At 61.6% G+C, this 18,582-nt stretch carries 15 protein-coding genes; 3 read left to right on the top strand and 12 right to left on the bottom strand.

All coding sequences use genetic code 11. From position 1 onward, the window contains the following. Positions 1-3 precede the first annotated feature (3 nt). The 7 genes from QOM08_RS05295 to QOM08_RS05265 all read right to left on the bottom strand — a co-directional run bounded on the left by QOM08_RS05295 (position 4) and on the right by QOM08_RS05265 (position 8,342). Positions 4-1,014 carry a chemotaxis response regulator protein-glutamate methylesterase gene (locus QOM08_RS05295; protein ID WP_316912664.1) on the bottom strand — a complete coding sequence of 337 codons (1,011 nt, stop codon included), beginning with the start codon at positions 1,012-1,014 and terminating at the stop codon, positions 4-6. Further along, complete coding sequence (locus QOM08_RS05290) at positions 1,011-3,272, bottom strand: hybrid sensor histidine kinase/response regulator (protein ID WP_316912663.1); 2,262 nt, start codon at positions 3,270-3,272, stop codon at positions 1,011-1,013. Before QOM08_RS05290 ends, QOM08_RS05295 begins: the two co-directional genes overlap by 4 nt. Then, positions 3,269-3,940, bottom strand: coding sequence for a chemotaxis protein CheW (locus QOM08_RS05285; RefSeq protein ID WP_316912662.1), 672 nt, complete (start codon positions 3,938-3,940; stop codon positions 3,269-3,271). Before QOM08_RS05285 ends, QOM08_RS05290 begins: the two co-directional genes overlap by 4 nt. Next, positions 3,937-5,202, bottom strand: coding sequence for a protein-glutamate O-methyltransferase CheR (locus tag QOM08_RS05280; RefSeq protein WP_316912661.1), 1,266 nt, complete (start codon positions 5,200-5,202; stop codon positions 3,937-3,939). The genes QOM08_RS05285 and QOM08_RS05280 overlap by 4 nt, the downstream gene beginning before the upstream one ends. Then, entirely contained in the window at positions 5,199-5,735 is a 537-nt protein-coding gene (locus QOM08_RS05275) for a chemotaxis protein CheW (RefSeq protein ID WP_076386210.1), read from the bottom strand. Before QOM08_RS05275 ends, QOM08_RS05280 begins: the two co-directional genes overlap by 4 nt. After that, entirely contained in the window at positions 5,735-7,357 is a 1,623-nt protein-coding gene (locus tag QOM08_RS05270) for a methyl-accepting chemotaxis protein (RefSeq protein WP_076386211.1), read from the bottom strand. Before QOM08_RS05270 ends, QOM08_RS05275 begins: the two co-directional genes overlap by 1 nt. A gap of 271 nt (positions 7,358-7,628) precedes the next feature. Next, entirely contained in the window at positions 7,629-8,342 is a 714-nt protein-coding gene (locus QOM08_RS05265) for a tellurite resistance TerB family protein (protein ID WP_047227517.1), read from the bottom strand. Between the two features lie 196 nt (positions 8,343-8,538). Between QOM08_RS05265 and QOM08_RS05260 the strand changes: the two genes are divergently transcribed. Next, positions 8,539-9,963: a gamma-aminobutyraldehyde dehydrogenase gene (locus tag QOM08_RS05260; RefSeq protein ID WP_288912115.1), complete on the top strand. Its 1,425-nt coding sequence runs from the start codon at positions 8,539-8,541 to the stop codon at positions 9,961-9,963. A gap of 267 nt (positions 9,964-10,230) precedes the next feature. Here QOM08_RS05260 and QOM08_RS05255 read toward each other — a convergent pair whose 3' ends face one another. Continuing rightward, positions 10,231-10,416 carry a hypothetical protein gene (locus QOM08_RS05255; protein ID WP_047227515.1) on the bottom strand — a complete coding sequence of 62 codons (186 nt, stop codon included), beginning with the start codon at positions 10,414-10,416 and terminating at the stop codon, positions 10,231-10,233. A gap of 364 nt (positions 10,417-10,780) precedes the next feature. Here QOM08_RS05255 and QOM08_RS05250 point away from each other — a divergent pair, with 364 nt between their 5' ends. Continuing rightward, positions 10,781-12,406 (top strand): glucan biosynthesis protein D, encoded by a 1,626-nt coding sequence (locus QOM08_RS05250; protein ID WP_139051083.1) that lies wholly within the window; start codon positions 10,781-10,783, stop codon positions 12,404-12,406. Between the two features lie 202 nt (positions 12,407-12,608). Here the strand turns inward: QOM08_RS05250 and QOM08_RS05245 are convergent, their stop codons facing one another. From QOM08_RS05245 to QOM08_RS05235, 3 genes are all read right to left on the bottom strand, one after another. Next, on the bottom strand, positions 12,609-13,715 hold the full coding sequence (locus tag QOM08_RS05245) for an NADH:flavin oxidoreductase/NADH oxidase (RefSeq protein ID WP_316912660.1): 1,107 nt from the start codon (positions 13,713-13,715) through the stop codon (positions 12,609-12,611). A gap of 346 nt (positions 13,716-14,061) precedes the next feature. Beyond that, entirely contained in the window at positions 14,062-15,771 is a 1,710-nt protein-coding gene (gene recJ, locus QOM08_RS05240; protein WP_047227512.1) for a single-stranded-DNA-specific exonuclease RecJ, read from the bottom strand. 171 nt (positions 15,772-15,942) lie between these two features. Continuing rightward, positions 15,943-16,485, bottom strand: a complete 543-nt coding sequence (locus QOM08_RS05235) for a YaeQ family protein (RefSeq protein ID WP_047227511.1) — start codon at positions 16,483-16,485, stop codon at positions 15,943-15,945. A 146-nt stretch (positions 16,486-16,631) separates the two neighbouring features. On the opposite strand from QOM08_RS05235, the gene QOM08_RS05230 reads away from it, so the two are divergent. Beyond that, the gene (locus tag QOM08_RS05230; protein ID WP_316912659.1) at positions 16,632-17,831 is read left to right on the top strand and encodes a CaiB/BaiF CoA-transferase family protein; all 1,200 of its coding nucleotides are present in this window, start codon (positions 16,632-16,634) and stop codon (positions 17,829-17,831) included. A gap of 332 nt (positions 17,832-18,163) precedes the next feature. Here QOM08_RS05230 and QOM08_RS05225 read toward each other — a convergent pair whose 3' ends face one another. Next, on the bottom strand, positions 18,164-18,451 hold the full coding sequence (locus tag QOM08_RS05225; protein WP_047227509.1) for a DUF3509 domain-containing protein: 288 nt from the start codon (positions 18,449-18,451) through the stop codon (positions 18,164-18,166). Positions 18,452-18,582 lie beyond the last annotated feature (131 nt).

The raw sequence follows: 18,582 nt of genomic DNA, 5'->3' as shown, positions 1-18,582 counted from the left end.
TCTTCATTGGGTAAAAATCTCCACTAACCGTGGCGCTATGTGGTCCAGCGCTAGAATCTGCGCAGCCGCGTCGATGGCCGCGGCCGCTTTGGGCATGCCGTACACCGCGCTGCTCTGCTGGTCCTGGGCGATGGTCATATAGCCCTGCTGGCGCATGAGTTTAAGCCCTTGGGCACCGTCGCGGCCCATGCCAGTGAGCAAAACGCCTACCGCGTCACCGCTCCAGAAGTGGGCGACGCTCTCGAAAAACACGTCGATGGACGGCCGGTAGATCTCGTTGACCGGCTCGGCGGTGTAGGCCAGGGTGCCGTTTTTCAATAGGCGCAGATGGTGGTTGGTGCCGGCCAGCAGCACCGTACCGCTTTGCGGCGGCTCACCGTGTCGGGCCAGGCGCACCTGGTGGCCTGACGCACTGCTCAGCCATTGGGCCATGCCCGCAGCAAACACCTCGTCCACATGCTGGACCAGCACAATGGCCGGGGCGAAATGACGGGGCAGGCCCTTGAGCAGGATCTCCAGCGCGGCCGGCCCACCCGCCGACGACCCGATGGCAATCAGGCTATTGCGTGACACCGACATCCGCTGCGCAGCCGGTGCAGCACGCTCACGGTGATTGCGCTCACCGATCAGCCAACCGATGTTGGTGATCTTGCGCAGCAGCGGTGCCGCCGCATCCGCGGGGTTGCCCACCCCCAAGGTAGGGGTATCAACCACATCCAGCGCGCCATGCCCCATGGCTTCGAACACCCGGTGAACATTCTGCTGGCTGTCACCGGTGACAATCACAATGGCGCACGGGGTTTCGGCCATGATCCGCCGGGTCGCCTCCACGCCATCCATGATGGGCATGAGCAGGTCCATCAGAATCAGGTCCGGGGTGTATTCGGCGCAACGCTGAACCGCCTCGGCACCGTTGGCGGCTACCCAGACCAATTGGTGCGCCGGCTCGAAAGCCAGGGCACGGCGCAGGGCTTCGACCGCCAGGGGCATGTCATTGACGATGGCGATCTTCAAGCGCGTGCTCCTCCGATCAACTCGACGACGGCATCGAGCAAGGCGTCGTCATGGAAACTGGCCTTGGCTAGATAATAGTCAGCGCCGGCATCCAGGCCACGGCGACGATCTTCTTCACGATCCTTGTAAGACACCACCATCACCGGCAGCGACTGCAGACGGTTATCGCGCCGCAACAGCGACACCAACTCGATGCCGTCCATGCGCGGCATGTCGATGTCGGTGATCAGCAGGTCGAAATCCTCCGCTCGCAGCGCGTTCCAGCCGTCCATGCCGTCCACGGCCACCGCCACGTCATACCCACGATTGAGCAACAGCTTGCGTTGCAGCTCGCGCACGGTCAGGGAGTCGTCCACCACCAGGATCCGCTTGCGCGGTGTCTGCGTCTGGTCCTGGCGGGCGATGCGTTCCAGGCGCCCGGTGTCGAGCAACTTGTCCACCGAGCGCAGCAGGTCTTCGACATCGACGATCAGCACCACCGAACCATCGTCCAGCAAAGCCCCGGCGGAGATGTCCTGGATCTTGCCCAGGCGTTCGTCCAGGGGCAGGACCACCAGCGTGCGCTCGCCGATGAACCGTTCGACCGCCACGCCGTAGATGGCCTCGCGCTCACGGATCACCACGACCTTGAGCGCCTGGCTGCTGTTCTGTGATGCCGGACGATTGAGCAACTGACTGGCGGCGACCAGCCCGACATGCCGCCCTTCGTGCCAGAAGTGCTGGCGCCCTTCGACCTGCACAATGTCCTCAGGAGCGAGATCGCACATGCGCTCGATGTGAGCCAGGGGAAAGGCGTAGGCTTCACCGCCGACTTCCACCACCAGGCTGCGCACCACTGAGAGCGTCAGCGGCACCTCAAGATGGAAGCGGCTGCCCTCGCCCGCTGTCTGCTCCAGCACCACCGCGCCGCGCAACTGCCGGACCATATGCTGGACGGCGTCCAGGCCGACGCCGCGCCCGGACACTTCAGTGACGGTGTCGCGCAGGCTGAAGCCGGGCAGGAACAGGAACGTCAGCAGTTCCTCTTCGCTCAAATTGGCTGCGGTCTGCTCAGGGGAAAGCCCTCGTTCGACGACGCTGCGCCGCACCCGTTCCAGGTCCACACCGGCGCCGTCGTCCGCCAGTTCCAGCACCAGCAGGCCAGCCTGATGGGAGGCGCGCAAGCGGATCAGGCCTTCGGCGGGCTTGCCGGCCAGCACCCGTTGCTCCGGAGATTCGATGCCATGGTCCACGGCGTTGCGCAGCAGATGGGTCAGCGGCGCTTCGAGTCTTTCCAGCACGTCGCGGTCGACCTGGGTTTTATCGCCCTCAATTTCCAGGCGCACCTGCTTGCCCAGGCTGCGCCCCAGGTCACGGACCATCCGGGCCTGGCCGGAGAGCACATCGGCAAACGGTCGCATGCGACAGGCCAGCGCCGTGTCGTACAACACCTGTGCTCGCTGACCCGCCTGCCAGGCGAACTCGTCCATCTCCGCGGTTTTCTGCGCCAACAGTTGCTGGGTTTCGGCCAGCAAACGGCGGGCGTCGTTGAGCGCTTCCTCGGCCTGCAAGCTCAACGCGTGTTCCTTGAGGTGCACATTCAGCTCTTCCAAGGCCCGCAAGCCGTTGCTCTGCTGGCGCTTGAGCCGTTGCATCGTCGCCAGCCAGGGCTTGAGGCGCTGGGTTTCCACCAAGGATTTACTGGACAGGTCCAACAGGCTATTGAGGCGCTCGGCGGTGACCCGCAAGACCCGCTCGCCCCCTTCGGTGACCCGCTTACCCTTGGGCAGCGGTTCCGTTGCCGCGAGCGGTTCTGCCTCGGCCGGCTCAACGCGAAAAGCCTCCGCTTGCATCTCGATTCGCGGCGACACGACAGGCGTCTGCGCAGCGGCAGGATCGAGCAGTTGCCCCATCAACGCCACATACGCATCGACGTCCTGGGCTCCGACGCTGTTGCCTGGCGTGGCAATTCGCGTCAACAGGTCGGTGCCTTGCAGCAAGGCGTCGATGTGCTCGGCGCGCAGGACCAGGCGGCGCTCCTGGGCGCTGACCAGGCAATCCTCCATGACATGGGCCACGCTGACCCCGGCGTTCACTCCAACGATCCGCGCCGCGCCCTTGAGGGAATGGGCCGCGCGCATGCACGATTCAAGATAATCGGCCTGGGTCGGGTCGCGTTCCAGGGCCAGCAGGCCGGCGCTGAGCACCTGAGTCTGGGCTTCGGCTTCCAGGCTGAACAACTCCAGCAACGAGGCGTCACGCATTTGATCAGGGGTCATGACAGGCTCCGGGTCATGGCGGACAACAACTGTTCTTCGTCCAGCCAGCGCAGGCTGCGGCCCTTGAACTTCAATACGCCACGGGTGTACTTGGCCGCCGATTGCGAGGCCGCGCCCAGGACGCGTTCATCGATGGCGTGAATGCCGTCCACCTCGTCCACCGGCACCACCACCGGACCGCCCTGGGCCGCGACGATCAACATGCGCGGCATGACCCGCGCGCCGACCACCACTGCCCCGCCGGGTTCCAGGTCCAACAGTTCCACCAGCGACAGGCAGGCCACCAAGGCCCCGCGCACATTCGCCACGCCCAACAAGGCCCGCGAGCGCTGGTGGGGCAGCGAGTGAATCGGCTGCAACGGCGCCACTTCCACCAGACTGCGGGTGGTCAGGCCCAGCCACTCTTCGCCCAGTCGGAACATCAACAGCGATCGTGTGACGATATCGGTGTCCAGCGGCGCGTGGGCCAGATCCCGGTCGTCGTGCTGCAAGGTGTAGCGATCGAGCAAACGGGTGGCAGCCGCCGAATACACCGCGCAGTTGCGGCAGTGAATATGCTCGGCCAGCAACGGACAGGATTTATCGCCATGCACCCCGATGCGATTCCAGCAATCGTCGATGGCCTGGGCATCGTCATGGGTCAGATTGTCATTAGCCGAACCACTCATTGTTTACGCTCACTGTCAGCCATGCGCCCGTTGCGAGCGGCGCGGTCCTGCAATCGACGGGCACCGGCCGCGTCTCCCTGGGAAGCCAGCAACGCCGCCAGATGCACCAGGGCCTCGGCGTGTTGCGGTTCAAGATAGAGCGCCTTGCGATAAAAACCCTGGGCCTCAAGCGCGCTACCGGCCATGTCACTGAGCAGCCCCAGCCAGTAGAACACTTGGGCCGCCGGCGCATGATTGCGCAGGTACTGCTGGCAGGTCGCACGGGCTTCGGCGCTTTTGCCAGCATTGGCCAGCGCCGCGATATTGGCCAGTAAGGTAGTGGCGTCGCTGTTTTTCGGCTCAGTGATCGGAGCCACGCTTGCTGCGAACGGCCGGGGCCGGACCACCGGTGGAATGACTCGAGGCGCGACCTGGCCAAGCGGCAGCGGAGTCGACATCAACGCGGGCACTGGCTGTGGCTGCGGGGCACCTTGGCGACTGAAAGCGAACGACTGGGCAATCCCGATTGAACGCATGCCCAACCGCCCCAGCAAACTGCCCTCGGCGGGGCCGATAAACAGCACGCCGTCCTGGTGGGTCAGGCGCTTGAGCACCTCGAACACCTGCTGCTGGGTCGGCTGGTCGAAATAGATCAGCAGATTGCGGCAGAACACAAAATCGTAAGGGACCTCGTTCACCAGCAAGGTCGGATCCAGCAGGTTGCCCACTTGCAGACGCACCTGTTCACTCACCCGCTCGCTGAGGCGATACCCCTCTGCCTCGGCGCTGAAATATCGCTCGCGAAAGCCGAGGTCGGCGCCACGGAACGAGTTCCTGCCGTAAAGCGCTTGCCTGGCACGTTCTATCGACAGCGGACTGACGTCCAGCGCGTCCACCTTGAACTGATGCGGTCCCAGGCCCGCGTCGAGCAACGCCATGGCAATGGAGTAAGGCTCTTCGCCAGTGGAGCAGGGCAAGCTGAGGATGCGCAGCGCACGCAGGTGCTTGATCTCGGCCAGACGCTTGATGGCCAGCCTGGCGAGGGTGGCGAAGGACTCGGGATAACGGAAGAACCAGGTCTCCGGGACAATCACCGCTTCGATCAGCGCCTGTTGCTCCTGGGCAGAATGTTGCAGGCATTGCCAGTACTCATCTGCCGTACGCCCAGGCACGGCAATGATGCGCTGGCGCACGGCCCGCTCGATGATGGCGGTGCCGACGGAGGTGACATCCAGGCCGATGCGCACCTTGAGAAAATCGAAAAACCGCTGGTCGCTGTTCATGCCCGTCCCTCGAGGTCATCGAAGTTCAAGGGCGGCGTGGGAAACAGCACGGCACGGACCGACTCGTCGAGCAGGTCATTGACCCGCACCCATTGCAACAGGCCTTGCGCGTCTTCGCGCACCGGGCCCAGGTACGGCGCCTGTGGGTTATCCAAGCCATAAGGTCGGAAATCCGCCGGATCGCAACGCAAGGTGTCGGTGGCCTGTTCCAGAATCAGCCCCAGAACCTGCCCCGCCTGCTGCGCGTCGGGTCGGTAATGCACCAGCACCAGTCTCGTACTGGTACGCGTCTGGGCGCTCTGACCGAAGGTCAGCGTGCACAGATCGATCACGGGCACCACCGCGCCGCGCCAGGCAAACACCCCCGCCACCCAGGACGGTGCCTGGGCAATCGGTTTGAGGGGCAAGCGCGGCAGCACTTCCACCACATCGATGGCTTGCAGGGCGTAGCGTTCGTTGCCGATGCAAAACACCAGGAACAACGACTGACGGGCCGCCGACACGGCGCCACGTCTGGCCTCGAACTCGCTCATCAGACTTTGAAACGCGAGACGCCACTGCGCAGCCCCACGGCCACCTGGCTCAGTTCATCGATGGCAGAACTGGCCTGGCGCAGGGACTCCACCGTCTGACTGCTGGCATCGCCCAATTGCACCAGGGCATGGTTGATCTGCTCGGCGCCGGTGGCCTGGGCCTGCATACCTTCATTGACCATCAACACCCGCGGCGCCAGCGCCTGTACCTGATGGATGATCTGCGACAGTTGCTCGCCGACCTGCTGCACCTCGGCCATGCCACGGCGCACTTCTTCGGAAAACTTGTCCATGCCCATCACTCCAGCGGATACGGCGGACTGGATCTCGCGCACCATCTGCTCGATGTCGTAGGTCGCCACGGCTGTCTGATCCGCCAGGCGCCGAACCTCAGTGGCGACCACGGCAAAACCGCGGCCATACTCTCCCGCCTTCTCGGCCTCGATGGCGGCATTGAGGGACAACAGGTTGGTCTGGTCGGCCACCTTGACGATGGTCACCACCACCTGGTTGATGTTGCCGGCCTTCTCGTTGAGGATCGCCAGCTTCGCGTTCACCAGATCCGCCGCGCCCATCACCGAGTGCATGGTTTCTTCCATGCGTGCCAGGCCTTGCTGGCCGGAACCGGCCGCCACCGAGGCCTGGTCGGCGGCGCTGGAAACTTCGGTCATGGTGCGCACCAGATCACGGGACGTGGCGGCAATTTCCCGAGAGGTCGCGCCGATCTCCGTAGTGGTAGCGGCGGTTTCGGTGGCCGTGGCCTGTTGCTCGCGGGAGGTGGCGGCGATCTCGGTGACCGAGGTGGTGACCTGCACCGAAGAGCGCTGGGCCTGGGACACCAGCGATGTCAGCTCGGCCATCATGTCGTTGAAGCCGGTTTCCACCGCACCGAACTCGTCTTTACGCGCAAGGTTCAGGCGCCCGCTCAGGTCGCCGCTGCGCATGATGCCGAGGATTTCCACAATGCGGTTCATCGGCGCCATGATCGCGCGCATCAACAACAGGCCACAGAGCATGGCAATGAGCACCGCCACGAGAAACGACAGCCCCATGGCAACTTCAGCGGCGGTTACCGACTGGCTGATGGTCAGGGCGGCTTTTTCCGCCAGCTCCCGGTTGCGTTCGATGATCTGGTTCAAATGCCCGCGACCGTCGAGCCATGCCGGCGTCAGCTCCTTCTCCAGCGCCAGCTGTGCCCCTTCGAAATCCTTGCGTTCATACAGGTCCAGAACCTTCGCCAGGGCCTTGTTGAAGTCCTGATGATTGACCTCGAATTCGTCGAAGGAGACTTGATCGGCAGGGTCCTGGATCAGCTTTTGATAGTGCTGGATTTCCTCGCGCAGATGCTGCTCGTAGCCCTGGTAGAGGGCCTTGTCCTCGGCAGTGATTTCCCGCTGGCCCGAGAGGCCGACGATCTGCTGGGTCTTGACGTAGCTGTCGACCCAGCCACCGCGAATCATGGAACTGTAATACACCCCCGGCACCGCGTAGACGCGTACTTTTTCTTCGCTGGCCTCGATCCTCAATAACCGCGAATACGTGACGACCACCATCAGCAGCATGATGGCGATGATCACCGCAAAACTCGCCAGGATGCGTTGGCGCAACGTCCAGTTCTTCACAGTACAACCTCGGGCATTTTGAAATGCTGGGGAGTATAGCCGAGGGCGACGTTGCGGCTGTATGGCGGTGAGGAAGGAGTTTGGTGATTCGCTCAGCTGTTCAAACAGCTCAAGCCAGGCATCAATGTGGCAGTCGATGCAAAAGTTCTATGGGAGCGAACCTGCTCGCGATTGCGGTGCATCAGTCAATAATAGTGTCGACTGACATACCGCTATCGCGAGCAGGTTCGCTCCCACAAGAGGTGATGTTTACCCAGGGGTCAGGCCTGACTCAAAGAGACGCCTGACGTACCTGCTTCTCCAGCTCAGTCTTCAACCCCGGCTCCAGTTTGAGCTGGCGCGCCAGTTCATCGAGGTAGGATTTCTCCATGAAGTTTTCCTCATCCACCAGCATCACACTGGCGATGTACATCTCGGCGGCCATTTCCGGCGTGCTGGCGGCCCGGGCGACGTCGGCGGGGTCCAGGGGTTTGTTGAGCTCGGCGTGCAGCCAGTGTTGCAGCTCCTGATCGTTGTCGAGCTTGGTGAACTCGCCTTCGATCAACTGCTTTTCACGCTCGTCGACATGGCCATCGGCCTTGGCCGCCGCCACCAGGGCCGTGAGGATCGCCTGGCTGTGCTGCTCGACCTGGGCCGGGGGAAGACGATCCAGCGTCTGCGGTTCAGTTTTCGGCGCACTGCCCTGCTGGGCTTGCCAATTGCCATAGGCCTTGTAGGCGATCACGCCCAATGCCGCCAGACCACCATAGGTCAGGGCCTTGCCGCCAAACTGGCGAGCCTTCTTGTTGCCCAGCAACAGGCCCATGGCTCCGGCGGCCAGCGCCCCGCCACCCGCGCCGGAGAGCATCCCGCCCAAATTGCCAGCACCACCGCCGAGCAAACCACCCAGGCCTCCGGATGACTTGCCTTGGGAGCCGCCAGCCTTGTTCTGCAACATTTCCTGACCGGACTTGAGAAGCTGATCGAGCAATCCACGGGTGTTCATTTGCTGCCTCCACGCATTCGGGTAACCGGATCATTAAGGCAATCAGCCTAGTTCGAAAGTGCCCGAGTCTGTCGGTGAGAGTGCTTCGAGATGTTGCTTGCCAATTTTCCTGTGGCTGCGGCGAACCCGATAAAACGATATAGACTCGAATCAACTGAAAAACCGCAGCAAAAACAGCTTTGACGAGGGCTTGGACATGCAAACCAAACTGCTGATCAATGGTCACCTGGTGAACGGCGACGGGCCCGGCCAGGCCGTGTTCAACCCCGCGCTGGGCCGGGTGCTGGTGGAAATCAACGAAGCCAGCGAAGCTCAGGTCGATGCCGCCGTGCGCGCGGCCGACAGTGCCTTCCAAAGCTGGTCCCAGGTATCGCCCAAGGACCGCTCCCTGCTCCTGCTCAAGCTGGCCGACACCATCGAAGCCCACGGCGAAGAACTGGCCAGGCTCGAATCGGACAATTGCGGCAAACCTTTGAACGCCGTGCTGAACGACGAGATCCCGGCAATTGCCGACGTGTTCCGTTTCTTTGCCGGCGCCAGCCGTTGCATGAGCGGCTCGGCGGGTGGCGAATACCTGCCGGGGCACACGTCGATGATCCGCCGCGATCCGGTGGGCGTGATCGCCTCCATCGCGCCGTGGAATTACCCGTTGATGATGGTCGCCTGGAAAATCGCCCCAGCCCTGGCCGCCGGTAACACCGTAGTGCTCAAACCCTCGGAGCAGACCCCGCTGACGGCGTTGCGGCTGGCGGAACTGGCGTCGGAAATTTTCCCCGCGGGTGTACTCAACGTGCTGTTCGGTCGTGGTCAGACGGTCGGGCAACCGTTGGTCACTCACGCAAAGGTGCGCATGGTTTCGCTGACCGGCTCCATCGCCACAGGCGCGAACATCATTTCCAGCACCGCCGACAGCGTCAAACGCACCCACATGGAACTGGGCGGCAAGGCCCCGGTGATCATTTTCGACGATGCCGACATTGACGCAGCCGTGGAAGGCATCCGCACCTTCGGTTTCTACAATGCCGGCCAGGACTGCACCGCTGCCTGCCGCATTTACGCCCAACAAGGCATCTACGACAGGTTCATCGAGAAACTCGGTGCGGCGGTGGCCAGCATCAAGTACGGCCTGCAAACCGCCCCGGACACCGAGATGGGTCCGCTGATCACAGCCCAGCACCGCGACCGCGTGGCCGGCTTTGTCGAACGGGCCATCGCCCAGTCGCATATTCGCCTGATTACCGGTGGCAAGGCCGTGGACGGCAACGGATTCTTCTTTGAACCAACGGTATTGGCCGACGCCCAGCAGGACGACGAAATCGTGCGCCGCGAGGTTTTTGGGCCGGTGGTGTCCGTCACACCGTTCATCGACGAAGCGCAGGTGCTGGCCTGGGCCAACGACTCGGACTACGGCCTGGCGTCTTCAGTCTGGACCGCCGACATCGGCCGCGCCCATCGCTTGGCGGCACGCCTGCAATATGGCTGCACCTGGGTGAACACCCACTTCATGCTCGTCAGCGAAATGCCCCATGGCGGTCAGAAACGTTCCGGTTATGGCAAGGACATGTCGATGTATGGACTGGAGGACTACACAGTAGTGCGGCATGTGATGTTCAAGCATTGAACCAAAGAACGACTACCACGGCCGGACGGCAGAGTCTGGTCGTGGCGGTTCAAGTGTCATGACGGCACTACCAACGCCACTGAGGGAAAATAACTTCGGTAGCGTTTGGCATCACGAGTGAGCAAAGGCAGGCCATTCACAGCCGCATGGGCACCGATAAAAAAATCGGCCAGCACGTTATTTTTTCCGCCTCCTACTGGCTGATGTGAAACCAGAAAGATGGATAAAGGCGCAATCCGAGCTCTCTACGAGCAGATCCGCACTCATTCAAAACCTCGAAACACTGCGCATCGCATCCATCAGGCAACGCATGGCGATCCGGTCGTTTTCCGACAGTTCGCGATAGCGTTCCACCAGTCTTAGTTCGTCCATGCTGAGCGGCCGGGTCCGGCGCGCGCTCGTCAAGCATGGAAGGATCCCCAGCAATTGGGTGATGCCCTGTATTTTTGTCATTGATCCTTGTCCTTCTGTACGTCGAATTGACCGATAGCACCTGCTGAATCCGCGGGTTCAACCTCTATCACGCTAAAGGATAGGGAGGATTCACACCGTGAACAGGGAGTTTTAGAGTAATTAGTCAAAAAATGCAGAGTTACCCGTTAAAAAAGGAAATATCTGTAAGGAAATTTAACTAAACCACGCTTTCCTCTCTCTCCCGTGCCACGTATCCCCTATGATTTTGCGCCTCGGTGAACCGATCCAGCTCTCAGGCATCTGTTCTAACGTCCGTCGCGTTTGGCCAAAGGCATGTCCGAACTTCTTTACCAGTCTCTGTTGCCAGGAAAGGCTCGGGATTGTTTCCAGAAAGGTTGTATTTATGCACCGCAGGAATCTGCTCAAGGCGTCCATGGCTTTCGCTGCCTACACCGGGCTTTCGGCCTCAGGGCTTATGGCTGCACGCGCCTGGGCTGCTGACCGGACCGCCGACGGCGAGGCCCGTCCTTTCGATTTCAATGGGTTGAAAGAACAGGCCCGGGAACTGGCCAAGAGCCGTTACGTCGACACCAAGCAAGTTTTGCCGCCGACACTGGCGATGATGTCCCCGTTGCAATTCAACGCCATCCGCTACGACGCCAACCACTCGCTGTGGAATGAGCTGGACGGTCAGCTGGATGTGCAGTTTTTCCACGTCGGCATGGGCTTCAAGCAACCGGTGCGCATGTACAGTGTCGATGCCAAGACCCGCATGGCCCGTGAAGTGCACTTCCGCCCGGAGTTGTTCAACTATGAGAAAACCACGGTCAACACTTCGCAGTTGACCGGTGACCTGGGCTTCTCAGGGTTCAGGGTGTTCAAGGCGCCGGAGCTGGACCGGCACGATATCGTTTCGTTTCTGGGGGCCAGTTATTTCCGCGCCGTGGACAACACCGGCCAGTACGGATTGTCGGCCCGGGGCCTGGCCATCGACACTTACGCCAAGAAGCGTGAGGAATTCCCGGACTTCACCAAGTTCTGGTTCGAAATCCCGGACAAGAACAGTACCCGTTTCGTGGTCTACGCCCTGCTCGACTCGCCCAGCGCCACCGGCGCCTATCGTTTTGACATCGATTGTCAGCCCACCCGCGTCGTGATGGAAATCGATGCGCACATCAATGCCCGTACCGCCATCGAGCAATTGGGCATCGCGCCGATGACCAGCATGTTCAGCTGCGGCACCGTTGAGCGGCGCATGTGCGACACCATCCACCCGCAAATTCACGATTCCGACCGGCTGGCGATGTGGCGCGGCAATGGCGAGTGGGTTTGTCGCCCGCTGAACAACCCCGCCACCCTGCAGTTCAACGCCTTCGCCGACAACAACCCCAAAGGCTTCGGCCTGGTGCAGACCGATCACGACTTCGCCAGCTACCAGGACACCGTGGACTGGTACAGCAAGCGCCCGAGTCTGTGGGTCGAACCGACAACGGCCTGGGGCGAAGGCTCGGTCGATCTGCTGGAAATTCCTACGACCGGTGAAACCCTGGACAACATCGTCGCCTTCTGGACGCCGAAGAAGCCGGTCGCTGCCGGTGAATCGCTGAACTACGGCTACAAGCTCTATTGGAGCGCCTTGCCACCGGTGAGCACCGAGCTGGCCCAGGTCAACGCGACCCGTTCAGGCATGGGCGGCTTCATCGAAGGCTGGGCACCGGGCGAGCACTACCCCACCGTCTGGGCCCGACGTTTTGCCGTGGACTTCAACGGCGGCGGCCTCGATCAGCTCCCCCCTGGCACCGGTATCGAACCGGTAGTGACCTGCTCCCACGGCGAGGTGAAGGACTTCAACGTGCTGGTGCTCGATGCGATCAAGGGTTACCGCATCACCTTCGACTGGTACCCGACCGACGATCGCGTGGACCCGGTGGAGATGCGCCTGTTCCTGCGCACCAATGACCGGACCTTGAGCGAGACCTGGCTGTACCAGTACTTCCCGCCGGCGCCGGATAAGCGTAAATACCCTTGATCCTTGCGCGTCAGGGATGACGCCATCGCGAGCAGGCTCGCTCCCACAGGGTAGGGTGTGGATCACAAATTCTGTGAACAACACCAATCCACTGTGGGAGCGAGCCTGCTCGCGATGAGGCACGTACAGACGCCGTACCATCCAGCCCAATAAACAAAAGCCCCGGCCAAAACGACCGGGGCTTTTTGTTTCAAGCTAACCCTTAATCGCGCAAATCCGACTCATGAATCGGCTGGTCCCGATGCGTGGCTCTCTGATACTGCGCCGGCCACGTGGCCTTGCGGCCCCCCAGGTCATCATCGGCATGCAACGCCCAGTACGGATCACGCAACAGTTCGCGGGCCAGGAAAATGATGTCGGCCTGGCAGGTCCGCAAGATGTGCTCGGCCTGGGCCGGTTCGGTAATCATGCCGACAGTGCCGGTGGCGATTTCCGACTCCTTGCGCACCCGTTCGGCAAAGCGCGTCTGATACCCCGGACCGGTGGGAATTTCCGCATTCACAGCGGTGCCGCCCGATGACACATCGATCAGGTCCACCCCCAGCGCCCTGAATCGCCGCGCCAGCTCCACGGTTTCATCCGGGTTCCAGCCATCCTCGACCCAGTCGGTGGCCGATACGCGCACGAACACCGGCAATTCCTCAGGCCATACCGCCCGGACCGCTTCGGTCACTTGCAGCACCAGCCGGATGCGATTCTCGAACGAGCCGCCGTATTGATCGCGCCGCTGATTGCTCAAGGGAGACAGGAATTGATGCAGCAGATAGCCGTGGGCTGCGTGGACTTCCACGACTTTGAACCCGGCCTTCAGGCTACGTTTGGCCGCCTCCACGAACGCCTGGATGACACCGGCGATCTGCCCCTCGTCCAGTTGGATCGGCTGGGTGTGCTGCGGATCGAAGGCAATCGGCGACGGGCCGACCGGGACCCAGCCGCCCTCCTCCGGTTTTACGCTGCCATGCTTGCCGAGCCAGGGTCGCCAGGTGCTGGCCTTGCGTCCGGCGTGGGCCAGTTGAATGCCGGGCACGGCCCCTTGGGCGGTGATGAAGCGGGTGATGCGTTGCAGGGGGCCGATCTGTTCATCGTTCCACAACCCCAGGTCCTGATCAGTAATGCGACCGTCGGCAGTGACGGCAGTGGCTTCGGTGAACACCAGGCCGGCACCGCCCACGGCGCGGCTGCCGAGGTGTACCAGGTGCCAGTCATTGGCCAGGCCATCGGCGCTCGAATACTGGCACATCGGCGACACCGCGATGCGATTGGGCAGGGTCAATTGACGAAGGGTATAGGGTTCCAGCAGCAGACTCATGGGGCACCTCTCGAATCAGTGGGCAGGCTCCAGGGTTCTGTTTGAAAAGTCGACGAGTGACAAAAGGTGCAACACCCGCCCCCGCGGGCAAAGAAATCCGACAAGACGTCACAAGGGCTATCAAGCAGTGCTTAGAGCCTAGTCGACAACCTGGGAGGCGGGAGGGTTCAGAACTTAAAAATCGACGGTGTGACGCAATGGTGTACCCCTGTGGCGAGGGAGCTTGCTCCCGCTGGGCTGCGAAGCAGCCCCGGCATTGCAGCCATCACATCGCAAGGGGACGCTGGCGCGTCCAGCGGGAGCAAGCTCCCTCGCCACAGAGTACGAACGCAAGATGGCGGCGTGTCTACCGCGGTTCGATATGGGCAATCATCAACTGCACCGTTTCCTGGCCGCGAAACTCGTTGAGGTCGAGTTTGTAGGCCAGTTCCACCCAGCGCACGGTGGGGTTTGGCCAGATATCGCGGTCGATGCCGAAGGCGATACCGTCGAGTTTCACCGAGCCGCATTCGCTCTTGAGGACGACCTTGAGGTGCCGTTCGCCCACCACGCGCTGCTCGACCAACTGGAACACACCGTGAAACATCGGCTCCGGGAAATGCTGCCCCCAGGGCCCGGCGTGACGCAGCGCCCGAGCCAGCTCCAGGTGAAACTCTTCCACCGCCAGGGTGCCGTCCGACAACAGGCGTCCGGTCAGGTCTTCTTCGCGCAATTGGCGGCGCACTTCAGCGTCGAACGCCTCGGCGAACAGTGGAAAATTCTCTTGCGCCAACGTCAGGCCCGCCGCCATGGCGTGGCCGCCATACTTGCTGATCAGCGTTGGATGTTGCGCCGCCACCACACTCAGGGCATCACGAATATGAAAACCCGGCACCGAGCGCCCCGAGCCCTTGAGCAGGCCGTCTCCGGCATCGGCAAAAGCAATGGTCGGGCGGAAATACCGCTCCTTCATCCGCGAGGCGAGGATCCCGATAACGCCCTGGTGCCACTGAGGATCGAACAGACATAGACCGAACGGCATGGACTCCACCGGCAAGTCCTTGAGCTGGGCCAGCGCTTCACGCTGCATGCCCTGTTCGATGGATTTGCGATCCTGGTTCATGCCGTCCAGTTGCGCCGCCATCTCCCGCGCCAAGGCCGGATCGTCAGTGAGCAGGCATTCGATGCCCAGGCTCATGTCGTCCAGACGCCCGGCTGCGTTCAGGCGCGGGCCGAGGATAAATCCGAGGTCCGTGGAAGTGATACGAGAATGATCGCGCCTGGCCACTTCCAGGATCGCCTTGATGCCGGGTCGGGCGCGCCCTGCACGAATGCGTTCCAGGCCCTGATGCACCAGGATCCGGTTGTTGGCGTCCAGAGGCACCACATCCGCCACGCTGCCCAGTGCCACCAGATCCAGCAGTTCGCCGATGTTTGGCTGGGGGCTGCTGGCATACCGGCCCAGGCTGCGCAGACGCGCCCGCAAGGCCATCAGCACATAAAAGATCACACCGACACCGGCCAATGCCTTGCTCGGGAACTCACAGCCCGGCTGGTTCGGGTTGACGATGGCATCCGCCGCCGGCAGTTCGAGGCCCGGCAAATGGTGGTCGGTAACCAGCACCTTGAGCCCCGCCGCTTTCGCTGCTGCCACACCTTCGACACTGGAAATGCCGTTGTCCACGGTGATCAGCAACTGCGGCTCACGGGTCAGGGCGACCTCGACAATTTCCGGGGTCAGTCCGTAGCCATACTCGAAGCGATTGGGTACCAGATAATCGACATGGGCCGCACCGAGCAAACGCAGGCCCAACATGCCCACCGTGCTGGCTGTCGCCCCGTCGGCATCGAAGTCGCCGACGATCAGGATGCGCTGGCGCTGCTCCAGCGCCACCACCAACAGATCCACGGCCGCGTCGATACCCTTGAGTTGCTGATAAGGAATCAAGCGCGCCAGGCTCTTGTCCAGTTCAGCCTCGGACTGCACGCCACGGGCCGCATACAGGCGCGTCAACAGGGGTGGCAAGTCACCGAGGAATGGCAGGGTGTCGGGTAGCTGGCGGGGTTCTATGCGCATGGGGTGACAAAGTTTTCTCTGGAAATCGTGAAGGTTGTGGCAAGGAAAGCTTGGGTGGGAGTGGGCTTGCTCGCGAAAGCGGCGGCACATTCAACATCAATGCAAACTGATCTGCCGCCTTCGCGAGCAAGCCCGCTCCCACAATGGCTCACTCAATACCGGGTCAATGGCTCAGCCTCGCTCACCCAGCAACCATTGCAACTGGACTTCATGCTGGCCGCGATCATCGGTCACGAAAATCGTCCCCTCGCTGATCATCACATCCCACTTGATCACGCGGGGCATGTCCTTAGCGAGCGTCTCCAGCACTTCCTGGGGCACGGCGGCGATGTTGACGTTCTTGAGGTTCTTTACCGCCGGGATCACCTTGCCTTCCCAGACTCGCAGGCTGCCGTAGGCCAGCAGGCTGGTGCGTTCAGTGCGGCGTGAGCACCAGGTCAGGCGGTCGGCGTCGGGCTGGCCCACTTCGATCCAGTGCAGCACACGGTCATCCAGGCTTTTTTCCCACAGCGCAGGTTCATCGACATCCGACAGACCTCGGCCAAATGCCAGCAGCTCGTTGTACCAGAAAGCGTAGGCCAACAGGCGCACGGTCATGCGTTCTTCGGTTTCCGAAGGATGACGGGCGATGGTCTGCTTCACGTTCTCGTACACACTGCGGTCGAGGTCGGTGAGGTTCAGTTCAAACTTATAGGTCGTGGACGGCTGGGCCATGAACGGGCTTCTTGATACGAGGAAAGGCGGCAAGTCTAACCGATGAGGCGGGCATTCCACGAATTGCCGACCATCAACCTGCGGCGACTGACGCCGGCCTATGATAAAACGCTCTTTCGTTCTGCCTTTGTTCTACAGGATCCGTCATGTCGCTTACTGCCAAACCCCTTGCGGGCGTCAAAGTCATCGAACTCGGCACCTTGATCGCCGGACCTTTTGCCTCGCGGATCTGCGGTGAATTCGGTGCCGAAGTGATCAAGGTCGAATCGCCCGATGGCGGCGACCCGTTACGTAAATGGCGCAAGCTGTATGAAGGCACGTCCTTGTGGTGGTTCGTCCAGGCGCGGAACAAGAAATCCCTGACCCTGAACCTCAAGCACCCCGAAGGTCTGGCGATTCTGAAAAAGCTGATCGGCGAAGCCGACATCCTGATCGAGAATTTTCGCCCCGGCGTGTTGGAAAAGCTCGGCCTGGGTTGGGAAGTCCTACATGCGCTGAACCCGAAACTGGTCATGGTGCGGCTCTCGGGCTTCGGTCAGACCGGTCCGATGAAAGATCAGCCCGGGTTTGGCGCAGTGGGCGAGTCCATGGGCGGCCTGCGTTACATCACCGGGTTCGAAGACCGGCCACCGGTGCGCACCGGCATATCCATCGGCGATTCGATTGCCGCCCTCTGGGGCGTGATTGGCGCACTGATGGCGCTGCGTCATCGCGAGGTCAACGGCGGAACCGGGCAAGTGGTGGATGTGGCGCTGTACGAGGCGATTTTCGCCATGATGGAAAGCATGGTGCCGGAGTTCGATGTGTTCGGTTTCATCCGTGAGCGCACCGGCAACATCATGCCCGGCATCACCCCGTCGTCGATCCACACCAGTGCTGATGGCAAGCACGTGCAGATTGGCGCCAACGGCGACGCGATCTTCAAGCGCTTCATGCAGGTCATCGGTCGTGAGGATCTGGCCAATGACCCGCAACTGGCCAGCAATGACGGGCGCGACAGCCGCCGCGATGAGCTGTACGGGGTCATTGATCGCTGGGTCAATTCACTCCCGCTCGATACCGTTATCGAGCATTTGAACCAGGCGGGGGTGCCGGCCAGCCGGATTTTCAGCGCCGAAGATATGTTCAGCGATCCGCAGTTCCTGGCCCGGGAAATGTTTCTCCAGGCCAAGCTGCCGGACGGCAAGGCGTTCAAGATGCCGGGCATCGTCCCGAAACTCTCCGACACCCCGGGCAGCTCTGAATGGGTGGGACCGACGCTGGGTGAGCACAATGCCCAAGTGCTAGGCGAGCTTGGCTACGATGCACAGCAGATCGCCCAACTGCGCATCGACGGCGCCATTTGATGCGGTGAACGAAAGTCTGTGGCCACTGAAGATCAACTGTGGGAGCGAGCCTGCTCGCGATAGCGTCGGTTCAGTCGACTTGATATTGACTGACACACCGCAATCGCGAGCAGGCTCGCTCCCACAAGGGTTCGGCATCGCTCAGCGCCAGAGCACGCTAAAACCTTAAACGCCGGGCAAAAAGAAACCCCGAGAAGTGGGGAGACAACTCGGGGTTAAACGTGACCATTCAGGTCCGTACAACAAGCGACAAGCACCGGAGCACAATGCTTGATCTTGCTGGTAAAGGGTCTGACTCATCAGGACGTAGGAAGGTTCCCACGAAATAGTGTTCAATTCGGGAGAGCCATCACCTTGTCACGTGCCAGATTACGCAGCGCCGCGATCACACAGGGCTCAAGCCGGCCCTCGGCAATCAGCACGTCGCGGTGCAGGCCATCGACCACGTCCGTCAGTTGGCGTCTGTCGGTTAATTGCGCTTGGTTGAACATGCGTTCGACCATGATGGCCCCGGAGGCATTCTTCAGCGTTACCAGACACTCGCCCCTGGCGCCAGAGGGAGTCAGCGTCACCTGATACGGGCTCAAAGCCTCACCCAGCAATAGGCTGATACTTTCCATTCGCTCACCCTTCAATAGTCCGAAAACAACTGCGTATTCACAGTAAATGACCGTGGGCCGCAGCAGAAAGTTCGTTCGCATACCGAGCCGGTACACCTCGACGTCGTTCAACCGAGCATGCGCGTCCAATA

The organism is Pseudomonas sp. P105 (genome assembly GCF_032614175.1).
In the GTDB taxonomy this organism is placed as follows: Bacteria; Pseudomonadota; Gammaproteobacteria; order Pseudomonadales; family Pseudomonadaceae; genus Aquipseudomonas; species Aquipseudomonas rhizophila.
This window is presented reverse-complemented; position numbering and strand designations above follow the sequence as displayed.